The sequence below is a fragment of the Hamadaea tsunoensis DSM 44101 genome (genome assembly GCF_000428945.1).
Classification (GTDB): Bacteria; Actinomycetota; Actinomycetes; order Mycobacteriales; family Micromonosporaceae; genus Hamadaea; species Hamadaea tsunoensis.
In genome coordinates, this window is sequence record NZ_KE386822.1 from 131102 (window position 1) to 145688 (window position 14587).

Annotated in this window: 10 protein-coding genes; 6 read left to right on the plus strand and 4 right to left on the minus strand. The window is 69.8% G+C overall.

Annotated features, from left to right (window positions below; all coding sequences use genetic code 11):
• Positions 1–8: 8 nt before the first annotated feature.
• The 6 genes from G401_RS0141085 (at position 9) to G401_RS0141110 (ending at position 7112) form a co-directional block, all read left to right on the plus strand.
• Complete coding sequence (locus G401_RS0141085; protein WP_027347078.1) at positions 9–953, plus strand: carbohydrate ABC transporter permease; 945 nt, start codon at positions 9–11, stop codon at positions 951–953.
• Between the two features lie 375 nt (positions 954–1328).
• The gene (locus G401_RS0141090) at positions 1329–2075 is read left to right on the plus strand and encodes a sugar isomerase domain-containing protein (protein WP_027347079.1); all 747 of its coding nucleotides are present in this window, start codon (positions 1329–1331) and stop codon (positions 2073–2075) included.
• A gap of 20 nt (positions 2076–2095) precedes the next feature.
• Positions 2096–3523, plus strand: coding sequence for an N-acetylglucosamine/diacetylchitobiose ABC transporter substrate-binding protein (ngcE, locus tag G401_RS0141095; protein WP_027347080.1), 1428 nt, complete (start codon positions 2096–2098; stop codon positions 3521–3523).
• Positions 3524–3536: 13 nt separating this feature from the next.
• The gene (locus G401_RS0141100; protein WP_027347081.1) at positions 3537–4445 is read left to right on the plus strand and encodes a carbohydrate ABC transporter permease; all 909 of its coding nucleotides are present in this window, start codon (positions 3537–3539) and stop codon (positions 4443–4445) included.
• A gap of 11 nt (positions 4446–4456) precedes the next feature.
• A complete protein-coding gene (locus G401_RS0141105) occupies positions 4457–5371 on the plus strand; it encodes a carbohydrate ABC transporter permease (protein WP_027347082.1) in 915 nt (304 codons plus the stop codon).
• A gap of 73 nt (positions 5372–5444) precedes the next feature.
• Entirely contained in the window at positions 5445–7112 is a 1668-nt protein-coding gene (locus tag G401_RS0141110) for a bifunctional 3'-5' exonuclease/DNA polymerase (RefSeq protein ID WP_027347083.1), read from the plus strand.
• Positions 7113–7140: 28 nt separating this feature from the next.
• Here G401_RS0141110 and G401_RS53960 read toward each other — a convergent pair whose 3' ends face one another.
• From G401_RS53960 to G401_RS51870, 4 genes are all read right to left on the minus strand, one after another.
• The gene (locus G401_RS53960) at positions 7141–11109 is read right to left on the minus strand and encodes a choice-of-anchor D domain-containing protein (RefSeq protein WP_051367976.1); all 3969 of its coding nucleotides are present in this window, start codon (positions 11107–11109) and stop codon (positions 7141–7143) included.
• A gap of 142 nt (positions 11110–11251) precedes the next feature.
• Entirely contained in the window at positions 11252–12139 is an 888-nt protein-coding gene (locus tag G401_RS0141120) for an ABC transporter permease (protein WP_084558170.1), read from the minus strand.
• Positions 12126–13118: an ABC transporter ATP-binding protein gene (locus G401_RS0141125; RefSeq protein ID WP_084558171.1), complete on the minus strand. Its 993-nt coding sequence runs from the start codon at positions 13116–13118 to the stop codon at positions 12126–12128. Before G401_RS0141125 ends, G401_RS0141120 begins: the two co-directional genes overlap by 14 nt.
• Entirely contained in the window at positions 13115–14341 is a 1227-nt protein-coding gene (locus tag G401_RS51870; RefSeq protein WP_051367977.1) for a LolA family protein, read from the minus strand. The genes G401_RS0141125 and G401_RS51870 overlap by 4 nt, the downstream gene beginning before the upstream one ends.
• Positions 14342–14587: the final 246 nt, after the last annotated feature.

Consider the following 14587-nt stretch of genomic DNA (forward strand, 5'->3'; position numbering starts at 1 on the left):
GTGCGGCCATGACGACCACAGCGCAGCACGCGTCGCCCTCGGCGCCGCCGCAGAAGCAGATCCGGTTCGCCCGCCCGGCGAAGAACGAGGGCCGCGTCGTCAACCTGTTCTCACACGGCTTCCTGGCCCTGTGGGGACTGATGGTCGGCATCCCGCTGCTGTGGGCGACCGTCCAGTCCTTCCGGTCCGACGACGAGATCCTGCACAACCCGCTGAGCCTGCCGAGCCACTGGCACGTCGACGCGTTCGGCCGGGCCTGGACCAAGGGCCACATCGGCGACTACTTCCTGAACACCCTCATCGTGCTCATCCCGAGCGTGACGCTGACGATGCTGTTCGGGTCGATGGTCGCGTACGTGCTGGCCCGGTATCCGTTCCGCGGCAACAGGTTCATCTACTACCTGTTCTTCACCGGGCTGGTCATGCCGATCTTCCTCGGCCTGATCCCGCTCTACCTCACCGTGAAGAACCTGGCGGCCTCGCTGGGCCTGGAGAGCGTCATCGGGCTCAACACCTACGGCGGCCTGATCCTCGTGTACATCGCGTACTCGCTGCCGTTCACGGTGTTCTTCATGCACTCGTTCTTCCGGACGCTGCCCAGCTCGGTCGCGGAGGCGGGGCTGATCGACGGGGCGAGCCACACGACCCTGTTCTTCCGGGTCATGCTCCCGATGGCCCGGCCGGGCCTGGTCAGCATCGGCCTGTTCAACATCATCGGGCAGTGGAACCAGTTCATCCTGCCGAACCTGCTCATGAAGCCGCAGAGCGGATTCGACAGTGACCGTTCGATGCTCACCCAGGGCCTTCTGGCGCTGGTGAACAACTCGAAGTACGAGACGGACTGGGCCCGGCTGTTCGCCGGCATGACGATCGCGATGCTGCCCATTCTGATCACGTACCTTGCCCTCAACCGCCAGATCCAGGCCGGTCTGACCGGTTCCGTCAGCAAGTGAGTGGCTTGTTCGACAGCTGAGACCACCCGTGGGGCCGGCTCCTCCAGGCCGGCCCCACGGGCTTTCTTCGGTCTTTTGTTTGGTCGTCATTCTTACCGGAACGGCCATCCGATAAATGGCTGAACAGATGAAAAATCCGACATTGGTGTTTTGCCGCTTATCGTCCGCCAGGGAGGACAATTCGGCAGGTCAGAGGCTTCGAGCTACTCTCTGAAGGCCCTCACGGCAGGTAACAACTCTGAAAACTTCGGCCGACGACTTGACAAGGACCCGGCCTCAGTAAGAACTTTTACCAGTAACAGTTAACAGTCTTTGCCAAACTCGGTGCCCCTGGCGCCGGGCGGCGTACACGGCAGAACAGGGGGCCCGGCGAGAATGATCTCCGCTAAGAGCTACCTGGAGAGCGTGCGACCGCTGCTCGAGCAGGTGGCCGGGCAGGCCGACGCGCTCTCCAGCGCCGCCGACCTCATCGCGGCGGCGCTGCACCGGCAAGGTGTGGTGCAGGCGTTCGGCGCCGGTCACTCCGAGGTGGTGGCCATGGAATTGACCGCACGGGCCGGAGGGCTCGTGCCGGTGAACAGACTCGCGGTTCGCGACGTCGTGCTGCACGGCGACGCTCCGCGGGAGGCGCTCGGGGATCCCAAACTCGAGCGTGACCCTCAGATCGCGCATCAGATCTACGCCCTCGCCGGCGCCCGCCCCGCGGACGTCTTCGTGATGGCCTCCCAATCCGGCATCCACGGCTCGGTCGTCGAGCTCGCGCTGCTGGTGAAGGAGAACAACCACCCCCTGATCGCGATCACTTCGGTAGAGCACTCCCACCGGGTGGCGGCCAGCCATCCGTCGGGCAAGCGCCTCGCCGACCTCGCCGACGTCGTCCTCGACAACGGGGCGCCGTACGGCGACGCGCTGCTGCCGCTTCCGGGCGGCGGTTCGGTCTGCGCGGTCTCGACGGTCACCAACGCGCTGCTGGCGCAGCTGTTGACCGCGGAGGTCGTGCGGAGGTTCCAAGCAGTCGGTGAGGTTCCACCCGTGTACCTCTCGGCCAGTGTCCCCGGTGGGGACGAGCACAATCACACCCTCGAGTCGCGGTACGCCGGACGTCTCCGGCGCACCGCCTGACCCGTACCGAGGAGAAACACATGTCCAACACCCCAGACCTCTCCCGCCGCAAGGTGCTTCGCCGCGCCGCGGCCGTCGGTCTGCTCGCCACTCCTGCCGCGTCCTTCCTTGCCGCCTGCGCCACCGGCGGCGACGACACCAAGTCGGGTGACACCGGCGTCGCCAAGACGCCGACCAACCCGTTCGGCATGAAGGAAGACAGCACCGTCGAGGTCGTCATCTTCAACGGCGGCTACGGCGAGAAGTACGCCACCGACTCCCACGAGCCGAACTTCAAGAAGGCGTGGCCGAAGGCGACGATCAAGCACTCCTCGACCCAGGAGATCTCGACCGTCCTGCAGCCGCGCTTCGCGGCCGGCAACCCGCCGGAGTTCGTGAACAACTCCGGCACGAAGTCGATGGACTTCGGCGCCCTGGTGAACGACGGCCAGCTGGCCGACCTGACCGACCTGTGGGCCGCGCCCTCCGTGGACGACCCGAACAAGAAGGTCAGCGAGTCCGTCGTGGCGGGCACCGTCGACGTCGGCTCGTTCAACGGCAAGCCGTTCGTCCTGTACTACGTGTCGACCGTGTTCGGCCTGTGGTACTCGGGCAAGCTCTTCACGGACAAGGGCTGGACCGCCCCCACCACGTGGGACGACTTCCTCGCCCTGTGCGCGAAGATCAAGGCCGCCGGCATCACGCCCTACGGCTACGCGGGCAAGAACGCCGCGTACTACCAGTGGAACGTGATCCTGACGCACGCCGCCAAGATCGGCGGTGGCGACATCCTCAAGAACATCGACAACCTTGAGGACGGTGCCTGGAAGGCCGACGCCGTCAAGCAGGCCGCCGAGGCGTGGGGCTCGCTCGTGGGCAAGGGCTACATCGACAAGGCGTTCGAGGGCCTCATCCACACCGAGGTCCAGCTCCAGCAGAACCAGTACAAGCTGGGCTTCTACCCGTCGGGTGACTGGCTGGAGAACGAGCAGGCGAAGACCACGCCGGCCGACTTCAAGTACCAGCTGGCCGCCATCCCGAGCCTGTCCTCCTCGGACAAGCTGCCGGCGACCGCCATCCGCGCGACCGCCGGTGAGGGCTACTTCGTGTCCGCCAAGGCCCCGAACGTGGCCGGCGGCAAGGAGTACATGCGCCAGATGCTGTCGAAGGCGTCGGGCCGCGGCTTCACGGAGGTCGTGAAGTCCGCTACCGTCGTCTCCGGCGCGGCCGACGGCTTCGCGTTCCCGCCCGGTGTGGCGAGCTCGCAGGCGGCGCTCGGCGCGGCCGGCAAGGACGTCGTGAACATCTTCTTCGACGGCTGGTACAAGGACCTCGACCAGGAGGCCCGCGCCGCCACCAACGAGCTGATGTTCGGCCGCCTCGACGCGGCCGGCTTCTGCGACCGGATCCAGAAGAAGGCCGACGCCATCAAGGCCGACTCCTCCATCACGAAGTTCAAGCGGAACTAAGGGACCGGTAACGATGCGGCAGGGCAAGTACCTCTTCGTCTACAGCTTTCTCCTAGCGCCCGTGGCGCTGTACGCGACGTTCGTGATCGCGCCGTACGTTCAGGCGTTCTACATCTCGCTCACGTCGTGGCGTGGCTTCACCGCGCCCAAGTACATCGGCTTCGAGAACTATCAGAGGCTGTTGCACGACGAGCATTTCTGGAAGGCGGTACGGCACCACATCGTCTTGCTGATCGCCCTGCCCATCGTCACCATCGGCATCGCCCTGTTCTTCGCGTTCCTGCTGAACGTGGGCGGTGGCTCCCAAGGCGGCGTACGGAAGGGGGTCTGGGGGTCGAAGTTCTACCGCGTGGTGTTCTTCTTCCCCCAGGTCCTCGCCGTGTCGGTCATCGCCGTCATGTTCCAGGTGGTGTACCGGCCGAACTCGAGCGGCCTGATCAACGGTGTGCTGATGAAGCTGGGGCTCGACCCCGTCTACTTCCTCAGCAATCCCGACCTCGCGCTGTGGTCGATCCTCGCGGTGATGGTCTGGCAGGCGGTCGGCTTCTACGTGGTGCTCTTCTCGGCCGGCATGGCCTCGGTCCCGGCCGACATCTATGAGGCCGCGGAGCTCGACGGCGCCACCCGGATGACCCTGTTCTTCAAGGTCACCCTGCCGCTGCTGTGGGACACGATCCAGGTCGCCTGGGTCTACCTCGGCATCGCGGCGTTCGACGCCTTCGCCCTGGTCTCGGTGCTCTCCGTCGGCAACAACGGCGGCCCGGACTGGAACACCACGGTCATCGGCGTCGAGATCTACCAGAACATGCAGCAGAACAAGTACGGCTACGCCTCCGCCATGGGTGTGGCGCTGTTCTTCCTGACGATCACCTTCGCGGCGCTCACCCTCCGGGTCTCCAAGCGCGAAACGATCGAGATGTGAGAGGCCCGGACATGACGACCACCCCTCAGCAGAAGACTCCGGGCAAGCCGGCCACCCCTGTGCGTACCGCGTCGGGCCGTCAGGGCGCCGCCCGGTCGGACTCCCGCATCTTCGGCGGCGTGAGCAACACCGTCCTCGCGATCTGGGCGATCATCGTCATCGCCCCGATCATCTGGGTGTTCCTGAGCTCCTTCAAGAACACCGAGGAGATCTTCAACAGCCCGTGGACGCTGCCCGGCTCGCTGCGGTTCGACAACTGGGCGCGCGCCTGGAGCAAGGCCCACGTCGGCCGCTACTTCCTCAACAGCGTGCTCGTGGTGTCGCTCAGCACCTTCGGAACGATGCTGCTCGGCTCGATGGCCGCGTACGTGCTGGCGCGCTACAAGTTCATCGGCAACCGGCCGATCTACTACATGTTCGTGTCGGGCCTGGCCTTCCCGGTGTTCCTGGCACTGGTCCCGCTGTTCTTCGTGGTGAAGAACCTGGGCCTGCTCAACACCTACCAGGGCCTGATCCTCGTGTACATCGCGTACTCGCTGCCGTTCACGGTGTTCTTCATGCACTCGTTCTTCAAGACGCTGCCGAACGCGGTCGCCGAGGCGGCCATGATCGACGGGGCGGGGCACGCGAAACTCTTCTTCCGGGTCATGCTCCCGATGGCCAAGCCCGGCCTCGTCAGCATCGGCATCTTCAACATCCTCGGGCAGTGGGCGCAGTACCTGCTGCCGGTGGTGCTCCTGTCGAGCGCCAAGGACAAGTGGGTGCTGACCCAGGGCATCGCCGACATCTCGGTCAACGCGGGGTACGAGGCGGACTGGTCCGGGCTGTTCGCGGCGCTGAGCATCGCGATCCTCCCGATGATCCTCATGTACGCCCTGCTCCAGCGCCAGATCCAGGCGGGTCTGACGGCGGGCGCGGTCAAGTAGCGCACGCACCACGAACCGGAGCCGGGCGCCCACGGGGGGCGCCCGGCTCTTTTTGTCGCAGGTGACGGGCAGAATGGGCGTCGTGGTCGAGGCGGTGGAACCCAGGGGCGCGGGCGCGCTGCTGCGCTCCCTGCGCGCCGACGGCACCCCCGACGGCGAGGCCCGCGCGGTCCCCGATCTCGCCGCCGAGGTGCGCGCCCGGCCCGAGACCCGCTGGGTCTGGCCGGGTACCGAGGACGTCTACCCGGCGCTCCTTTCCGCCGGGGCGCGCGTACCCCGGTGCTGGGATCTGGAGATGACCGAGGCGCTGCTGGTGGGCGCGGAGGGCGAGTGGGGCGCGCCGCGGTCGGTGCGGGCGGCGCACGCGCGGCTGACCGGCACGCAGGTCCCGCCCGACCCGCCCGCGCGGCAGGCCGAACCGCCGGGGCTCGCGCAGGTCGCGCTCTTCGAGCCGGTCACCCGGGTGCTGGAGCCGACCCTCGACCAGATCGTTCAGGTGTACGCCGACCAGCAGCGCCGCATAGCGAGAACGCAGGAGCCGCAACGGTTCCGGATGCTCGTGGCGGCCGAGTCGGCGAGCGCCCTGGTCGGCGTGGAGATGGGCCGGGCCGGCCTGCCGTGGAACGAGGCGGCCCACGACGAGCTGCTGGCCGGCCTGCTGGGCGCCCGGCAGCCGGGTGGCGGCCCGCCGCAGCGGCTGGTGGAGCTGACCGAGGAGATCTGCCGCCTGCTGGACAGCCCGGGGCTGCATCCGGACTCGCCGGCCGAGCTGCGCAAAGCGTTGCGGCGGGCCGGTTTCGACGTGCCGAACACGCGGGCCTGGGTGCTCAGACAGGTGGACCATCCGGCGATCGCGCCGATCCTGGCCTACAAGGAGGTCTACCGGATCTGGACGGCGCACGGGTGGGCCTGGCGGCAGCAGTGGGTCAGCGGCGGCCGGTTCCGGCCGGCGTACGTGCCGGCGGGCGTGGTGTCCGGGCGGTGGGCGACCCGGGGCGGCGGCGCGCTGCAGATCCCGGCGGTGTTGCGGGGAGCGGTCCGGTCGGAGCCGGGCCGCCGGCTGGTGATCGCCGACGCGGGGCAGCTGGAGCCGCGCATCCTGGCCGCCGTCTCCCAGGATCCCGGGCTGTGCAAGGCGGCCGGGCCGGGTGACATCTACGTCGGGCTCGAAGGCTTCGCCGACCGGGCGACGGCCAAGATCGCGCTGCTCGGCGCCATGTACGGGCAGACGGGCGGGCAGGCCGTCCCGGCGCTGGCCGTCCTGCGAGGTCGGTACCCGAAGGCGTGGGCCGTCGTGGAGGAGGCGGCGCGGACCGGGGAGGCGGGCGGGCTGGTGCGGTCCTGGCTCGGCCGGACGTCACCGGGCCCGGGCGGCGGGCCCACCGCGGAGAGCCTGCCCGACGGCGAGTGGTTCAACAGCCGCGACGGGGACATGCGGACGACGGCCGGGCAGCGGGCCCGGGGGCGGTTCACGCGCAACTTCGTCATCCAGGCGACCGCGGCCGAGTGGGCGGCGACCCTGCTGGCCCTGGTGCGTACGCGGCTGTGGGACGTCGACGCCGAGATGGTGTTCTTCCAGCACGACGAGGTGATCATCGACTGTGCGCAGGACGTGGCCGACGAGGTGGCCGCGGTGCTGACCGACTGCGCCGCGCAGGCCGGTCTGCTGCTGTTCGGCGAGACCGGAGTCCATTTCGTCATGCACGCCAAGATCGTCGAGTCGTACGCCGACGCGAAGTAGCGCCGGCGCACGACTCGACGAGCCCGGACTATGCGCCGTAGGCCTCCAGTTCGGAGAGTTGACCGGCCGGCCATCCCGTGTTGCCCGTGACCGTGATCCGCAGGTAGCGCACCGACGCCGCCGGGACGGTGATCGTCACGGTGTTCGCGGTCGCCGGGTCGAACGTGTAGGCCGCCGAGCCCACGAGCGTCGTCCCGGTCGACCCGTCGGTGACCGACAGGGTCTGCGTACGCGCCGCCCAGGCGGTGGCCGGGGGCAGCTTGAGGACCACGCGGCCGACCGTCTGCGCCGAGCCCAGGTCGACCTGGATCCATTGCGGGAAGGCGTTGTTATTCGATTCCCAGTACGTGTTCGCGTTGCCGTCGACCGCGTTGCCCGATCCGTAGCTCTGCGTGTTCGACGACTGGCTGGTCGCCTTGCCCAGCGCCAGGTTCGTTCCACTCGGGACGGTCCCGGTGCCGGTCAGCGTGACGTTCAGCGGCGAGTTGGTCGCGGTGCTCGGCACGGTCAGGACGCCGGTCCGGCTGCCCGACGCGGTGGGCCGGAAGACGACCGAGACCGTGCAGGACGCTCCGGCCGCGATCGTGCCACCGCAGGTGTTCGTCTGCGTGTAGTCACCGCTCGCGGCGATCGAGGACAGCGTGGCCGCCGCCGTGCCCGTGTTGCTCACGGTGACGTTCTGGGCCGCACTGGCGCTGCCCGCGTTCGTCGCCGGGAAGGTCAGCCCGGCCGGGTTCGCGCTCAGCGTCGCCGAACCCGTCGACGTCCCGGTGCCCGTGAGCCCGATCGTCAGCGGCGAATTGGTGGCGCTGCTGACCACCGAGAGCGTTCCGGTACGCGTACCGGCGGCGGTCGGGTGGAAGGTGACGGTCACGATGCAGTTGGCCCCGGCCGCGATGGTCGCCGGACAGGTGGTGCTGGTCGTGAAGTCGCCGGTGGCCCCGATCGACGAGACGCTCGCCGGACCCGTGCCCGTGTTCGTGACGACGACCGTCTGCCAGTCCTCGTCGTTCGTGTTCACCGGAGTGGCGGCGAACGTCAGCGAGGTCGGCGCGGCCGTCAACGTCGCCGGGCCGGAGGTGCCCGCGGAGAACACCTCGAAGTCCGACAGCTGTCCCGCCGGCCAGCCGGTGTTGCCGGTGATGTTCAGCCGGACGTAGCGGGCGGTCGTCGCGGGGAACGACACCGTCACCTGGTTGCCGGCGGCCGGATCGAAGACGTAGCCGGACGAGTTCACGATCGTCGAGAACGTGTTCCCGTCCGTGCTGCCCTGGATCGCGAGGGTCTGCGTACGCGCGGCCCACGCGGTCGGCGGCGGCAGCTTCAGCAGCACCTTGCCGACCGCCTGCGCCGAGCCCAGGTCGACCTGGATCCATTGCGGGAAGGCGTTGTTGGCCGACTCCCAGTACGTGTTGGCGTCCGCGTCGGTCACGTTGGCGGCGCCGTAGGTCTGCGTCACCGAGGAGGCCGTCGCGGGTCTGCCCGCCGCCACGTTCGTCGTCCCGGTCCCGGTCACACCGGTCCCGGTGAGCTGCACGGCGATCGCACCCTGGCCGTCGTCGCCGGTGATCGAGTAGATCGCCGACTGCGCTCCGGCCGCCGCGGGGGAGAACGTGACGGTCTGGTGGATCACGTCACCGGGCGACAGTTGCTGGCCCTCGGAGACCGGCGTACTCGTGGCGAAGGCCCCGACCGGCGGCGCGGCCTTGGTCAGCGTGAGCATGATGTTGCCGGTGTTGGCGATGTCGAACGTCTGCGTCGCCGTCGTGCCGACCGCCACCGACCCGAACGCCACCGGGTTCGGCGTGATCGTCAGGTGCGCCGCGCCGGTCACCGCCGTACCCGAGATCGGCACGGTCACCGTACCGGCGTTGCCGGCCACCGCGAGGGAGGACGTCTGCGTACCGACGGCGGTGGGGGCGTAGGTGACGGAGACGGCCACCGAGGCACCCGCCGCGAGCGTGGACCCGTTGGCGGGGAAGCCGGTCGCCGTGAACGGGCCGGTCGGCGGGGTCGATCCGGTGATCGTCACCGCCGAGGTCCCGGTGTTCACAATGCTCACGGAGATCGTCTTGCGGGCGCCCGTCGGCACGGTCCCGAACGCGAGCGAGGCCGGCGTCGCGCCGAGGCCGGTCTGCGTACCGGTGCCGTGCAGGTCGAACGCGACCGTCCCGGCGTCCGTCGCGAACGACAGGCTCGCGGTCGCCCCGCCGGGCGCGGTGGGGCTGAAGCGTACCGGCACGGCCAGGGTCTGCCCCGTCGTCAAGGTCACCGGCAGCGCGGGCGGCGTGACCCCGAACGGCGCCGTCGTGCTCACTCCCGAGACAGTCACCGTACGCGTGGCCGTCACGGTCATGGTGGCGTTACCGGTCGCGCCGACGGCCACGTTGCCGAAGTCGGTCGGCGGGCTGCTCAGCGCGGCCTGGGTCGGCCGGCCGAAACCGAAGATCTTGCCGTCGCGCGTACCGACGTAGACACGGCTGCCGTCGGTGCCCGGCACGGCGAACTTCGCCGCGGTCCCGATCGGCGCCGAGTAGCGCAGGTGCAACTGGCCGCTCACGGGCAGGGCGTCGTACGCGCGCAGCTGCCCGTTGGCGCCGTTGGAGCCGTCGCTGTAGACGGTCCAGACGATCGCCGAGCCCGAGGCCGTCCCGGTCGACGTGACCACCGGCGAGCCGGAGGTGTAGCCGAACGTCGAGGAGCTGGTCGCGGCCGAGGTGAGCACGGGCAGGCCGCTGCCGTTGACGCCGTACTTGAAGGCGCGCAGGAAGCCCGCGTTCTCCACCTGGTAGACGTAACCGCCGTCGCCGCCCCAGAAGGCCGGGTGACCCCAGACGCCGTTGTAGGGACCGGCCGGCGGGCCGACCGAGTTGTCCGTCCCACCGGGACCCTGGGCCATGCCGCCGAGGTTGTCCCGGTCGAGCAGGTAGACCCGGCCGTCCTTGCCCGTCTGCACGAGCAGGTGCGGATGCGCGGTCGTACCGAACCCGGCCGGCAGCGCGAGCGGGCCGCCCGAGCCGAAGTCGGTGTCGTCCTGGTCGAGCTTGCCGTTGTTGGCCGGGCTGAAGAAGTCCTTCGCGGTCAGCGAGCCGTCCCCGTTGACCTGCAGGCGCACGACCGACTCGGCCAGCGTGCCGGGCGGGCTGGTGCCGGGGCCGGGTGCGGGGGAGACGCCGTTGCCGGTGGCGAAGATGATCCGGCCCGAGCCGTCGGAGACGAGCCCGCCGCCGGACTGCCAGATGCCGGCCATGCCCGCCGAGCGGCCGCCCTGCGTCGACCAGAGTGTCGACATCGCGGGCGTGGTGGTCTTCACCCCGGCCACGTAGCCGACGTAGGGGCCGTAGTCGCAGTGGGACGCGAAGCCGGCGTACACGACGCCGTCGAGGAGCAGCAGGCCCGGCCGCTGGGCCGCGGTCTTCGGGTTGAACGGGTTGGCCGGATCGTTGGTCGGCGTGCCCTGGATCGTCACCGGCCACCCGGTACGCTCCGTACCCGTCTGCGGGTTGATCGAGTGCAGGTAGAAGTGCGGATGCGAGGTGTCGGAGCCGTCGTTGACCTTCGCGGTGAAGAAGACCGACGCGGTCGCGGGATCGTAGACCGGCGTACTCGTGATGCCGATGTTCGGCACGAGGTCGCCGCAGCCGATCGCCGACGCCGGCCAGGCCGGTCCGACGCTGCGCGACCAGGCCACCGCGCCGGTGGCGGCGTTCAGTCCGTAGATCCAGTTGTTCTCGGTCATCGCGATGACGGTGCCGCCGACGACGATCGGCTGCGCGTACACCTGACCGTCCACAGTGGTCGAGAAGAGCTGGCCGAAGTCCGCGGCCGAGACGGACGAGGGGGCGAGGCCCGCCTCGTTCGCGTCCCAGCCGGTACGCAGGGTGTCGACGGAAGCGGTCGTCAGGTCCGCGGCGGCGTTGCCGGGCAGGACGACCAGAAGGGAGAGCGCCAGCGTCGCGGGGACGACCGCGGACGCCAGGCGGCGGATGCCACGCATGACCTACTCCTGGGGGTGAGCAAGGTTTGGCGCAGCGAACCGTAACCCGCCGGTCACATGACCGCAAGATATTGACTTCAATATGAAATTTTGAGACAGTTCACTATGTGAAAGTGGCTCCGGCCTGGTCCTGGCTGTACGTCTAGCTGGTCACGTCCTTGCCGCCGAACCGTGCCCACGCGGCCGTCGCGAACACCACCGCGTACGCGGCCGCGCGCAGGAGGCCCTCCCGCAACCCGGTGAAGTTGACGGGATCGCGCAGCAGGTCGCCGAAGTTCATCCACGAATGCGTCAGCAGATACGGGTGCAGCCAGTCGATCTGCGGGATGTTGTCGAGGATGAAGCTGGCCACCGTGAAGATCATCGTGCCGATCATGGCGCCGATCGGCTGCTCGGTCAGGCTGGAGGCGAACAGTCCCACCGCCGCCATCGAGCACAGGCAGATCCCCAGGTACGCGCACACGCCCAGCACCCGCAGCACGCCCTCGCCGAAACCGATCTGCCGGCCGGACAGCAGGGTCATGTCGCCGCCGCCGAACAGGATCAGTCCCATGAGGACGCCCACGCCCGCCACGAGCAGCGTCGAGGCGAACGCGAAAATGCACGCGGCCGCGTACTTCACGGCGAGCAGCCGGGTCCGGTGCACCGGGGTGGTGAGCAGGTAGCGCAGCGTACCGGTGTTGGCCTCGCCCGCTATGGCGTCACCCGAGATCGCCGCGACCGCCAGCGGCAGGAAGAGCGGCAGCTCGACCGTCAACGCCGCGAGGGCCACGAACAGGCCGTTCTCCGTGATGCCGGCGAAGAAGTCGGGGCCGCCGCCCCCGCCGCTCGGCGGGTCGAACTTCACCGCGACCGCGATGATGACCGGGATCGCCGCCAGGACGGCCAGGCCCGCCCAGTTCCGCCGTCGTCCGAAGATCAGCATCAGCTCGGACAGCAGGAACCTCGGCGAGAACATCCTCGGCCGGGGCAGCACCGCACGCACCTCGGACGCGACGGCCGCCGGAGTGACGGCCTCAGCCACTGACATCGAAACCCTCTCCCGTCAGGGATACGAACAGGTCTTCCAGACTCGGCCGGACGGTCGTGAACCCCCGCACCGGTACGCCGCCGTGCACGAGCGCCGCGACGGCCTTCTCCGGCGGGGTGTCGCCGAGATCGCCGGTCACCTCGTCGCCGTCCCGCGCGAGGTCGGTCACGCCCAACTCGCCGAGAATGCGTACCGCCGCCTCGGGCTCCGGGGTCGACGCGCTGATCCGGTGGCCGGCGGGGCGCAGGTCGGCCAGCGGCCCCTGCGCGACCAGGCGCCCCTGGTGCATGACGCCGGCGTGCGTACAGATCTGCTCCACTTCGGACAGCAGATGCGAGGACAGCAGCACGGTCGTCCCGTCGGCGGCCAGCGCGGCGATCAGCGTACGCACCTCGCGGGTGCCCTGCGGGTCGAGACCGTTGGTCGGCTCGTCCAGGATGAGCAGCTCCCGGGGCACGAGCAGGGTGGCCGCCAGGGCCAGCCGCTGCCGCATCCCCAGCGAGTACGCCCGGTAGCGCTTCTTCGCGGCCGCGAGCAGCCCGACGCGGTCGAGCGCGGCGTCCACGCGTACGCCGGCCGTGGCGGGGTCGGCCCACCGGTCGGCCGCGTCGAGCCGGCGGAGGTTGGCACGGCCGCTGAGGTAGGGGTGGAACGCCGGGCCCTCGATCAGCGCGCCGACCCGCGGCAGGACCGTGCCCGCGCCGCCCGGCATCGGCCGCCCGAGCAGGGTGTGCTGCCCGGCGGTCGGGCCGATGAGGCCGAGCAGCATCCGGATCGTCGTGGTCTTGCCGGAGCCGTTCGGGCCGAGGAAGCCGTAGACGCCGCCACGCGGCACGGCCAGGTCGATGTGGTCGACGGCCGTCTGGTGGCCGAACCGCTTGGTCAGCCCGGTGGTCGACACCGCCGGACCGGCGAGGCCGGCACTCGCCGCAGCGAGGCCGGCCGGACCGGTGGCGGATGTCGTGGTCAGGGCGCTCACTTGCCGGCCGGGGCGGACAGCGCCGCCGCCGACGCCTTCGGGTCGGCCGCCGCCGCGTACAGGCGGTCGGGGTCGACCGCCCCGGCGAACACCCGGCCGTCGTCCGTCAGCAGGACGCTGAACAGCGCGCCGGTCAGGAGGTGGCCGCTGCCCCAGGAACCGCTGACCGCGGGCAGCCGGCCGACCAGGCCGAGCAGGTTCGCCGTACCCAGCGGACCCTTGGGCGCAGCGGTGTTCGGCCGGATGGTGTTCGGCTGGCCGTCCTTCGGCGGGGCGGCCTGGTCGTCCTTGGTCGGCGCCGGGAGCTTGGCCGCGAGGACCGAGGTCCAGCCGTCGCCGAGGACGACCGGTTCGCCGCCCGCCTTGCCGGCCTGATCCTTGGCGGTCAGGTCCTTGGCGGCCGAGTCGGCCTTCTTCTGCAGGTCGGCCGCGCTCTCGTCGGTCACCTTCGCCCCCGGCGGCGGGTTGAACGCGAACTGCTCGGCGCCCGGCCGGTTGAAGCTCACCTGGGTGAACGCGACCTCCACGGCCGGCTCGGCGGCCCCGCGGGCGAAGACGCGTACGCGCAACGGCACATGCCGCTCCGCGTCGATCGCGATGGTCACCTGCCCGATCCGGGAAGCCTTGTCGCGGGGCGCCAGCAGCAGCTCGTACGCCGACCGCCCGGCCACCTTCGTCGGACCGGCCGTGGTCACGACGGTCGTCGGGTCGATCGCGGCCAGCGCGGCGTCCGCGGCCTCCTGCGGCGTCTTCGGCACCGACGTCAGATCCGGCTTGCGGGCCGGCGCCGTGCCTTCGGGACGAACGCTGTGCACGGCCGTGTTGTCGCGGCTGTTCCACACCCACACGTCACGGCCGTTGGTGATGAAGTCGGACTCGCCGAGCGTGCCGAGCAGGGCCACCCGGGCGGAACCGGGTCCGGAGTACCAGACCCGCAGGGTGTGCGTACCGGCGACGAGGGAACTGAGATCGGAGCTGCTGCCGCCGCCGGTGAGACCCGGCAGCGAGGGCAGGCCGAGGTCGGCACGCTGCGCGACCATCCCGCTGAGCCCGTCCACCCGGGCGGTCTGCAGGTCGACCAGCAACTGCGCGGCGGTACGCGCCGGCAGCCGGGGCGCGGCGTCGGCACCGGCGGTGGTCAGGGCGGCCGCTCCGGCGGTCGTGGCGACGATGGCGGCGGCCGGTACGAGCCAGCGCAGCCACTTCGGACGATTCTCGGTCATGCTCCCAGAGTGCCCCACGTGCCCTGAGCGGATACTGAGAAACGACCGCCCTTCCGCGCCGGCCTGCCAGCCGTCCCTGATCCCGCTTGGATCACGGTTGTCACCCGAATCACGGCCCAAGATTCGGGTGATTTCCCTGATCCAAGCCGGATCATGTGTCCGATATGGGCGATGTCTCGCCGACCGGTGGACTGATCGTCGACGGTCCGGAGCGCGTTGATGGTGATCGCCGATGATCGCGTCGAA

What these genes read in the sequence shown, in the direction of transcription:
- G401_RS0141120 (WP_084558170.1), bottom strand. Translation starts at nt 12,139, where the DNA reads ATGTCAGTGGCTGAGGCCGTCACTCCGGCGGCCGTCGCGTCCGAGGTG.
- G401_RS0141110 (WP_027347083.1), top strand. Translation starts at nt 5,445, where the DNA reads ATGGGCGTCGTGGTCGAGGCGGTGGAACCCAGGGGCGCGGGCGCGCTG.
- G401_RS53960 (WP_051367976.1), bottom strand. Translation starts at nt 11,109, where the DNA reads ATGCGTGGCATCCGCCGCCTGGCGTCCGCGGTCGTCCCCGCGACGCTG.
- G401_RS0141085 (WP_027347078.1), top strand. Translation starts at nt 9, where the DNA reads ATGACGACCACAGCGCAGCACGCGTCGCCCTCGGCGCCGCCGCAGAAG.
- G401_RS0141105 (WP_027347082.1), top strand. Translation starts at nt 4,457, where the DNA reads ATGACGACCACCCCTCAGCAGAAGACTCCGGGCAAGCCGGCCACCCCT.
- G401_RS51870 (WP_051367977.1), bottom strand. Translation starts at nt 14,341, where the DNA reads ATGACCGAGAATCGTCCGAAGTGGCTGCGCTGGCTCGTACCGGCCGCC.
- ngcE (WP_027347080.1), top strand. Translation starts at nt 2,096, where the DNA reads ATGTCCAACACCCCAGACCTCTCCCGCCGCAAGGTGCTTCGCCGCGCC.
- G401_RS0141100 (WP_027347081.1), top strand. Translation starts at nt 3,537, where the DNA reads ATGCGGCAGGGCAAGTACCTCTTCGTCTACAGCTTTCTCCTAGCGCCC.
- G401_RS0141090 (WP_027347079.1), top strand. Translation starts at nt 1,329, where the DNA reads ATGATCTCCGCTAAGAGCTACCTGGAGAGCGTGCGACCGCTGCTCGAG.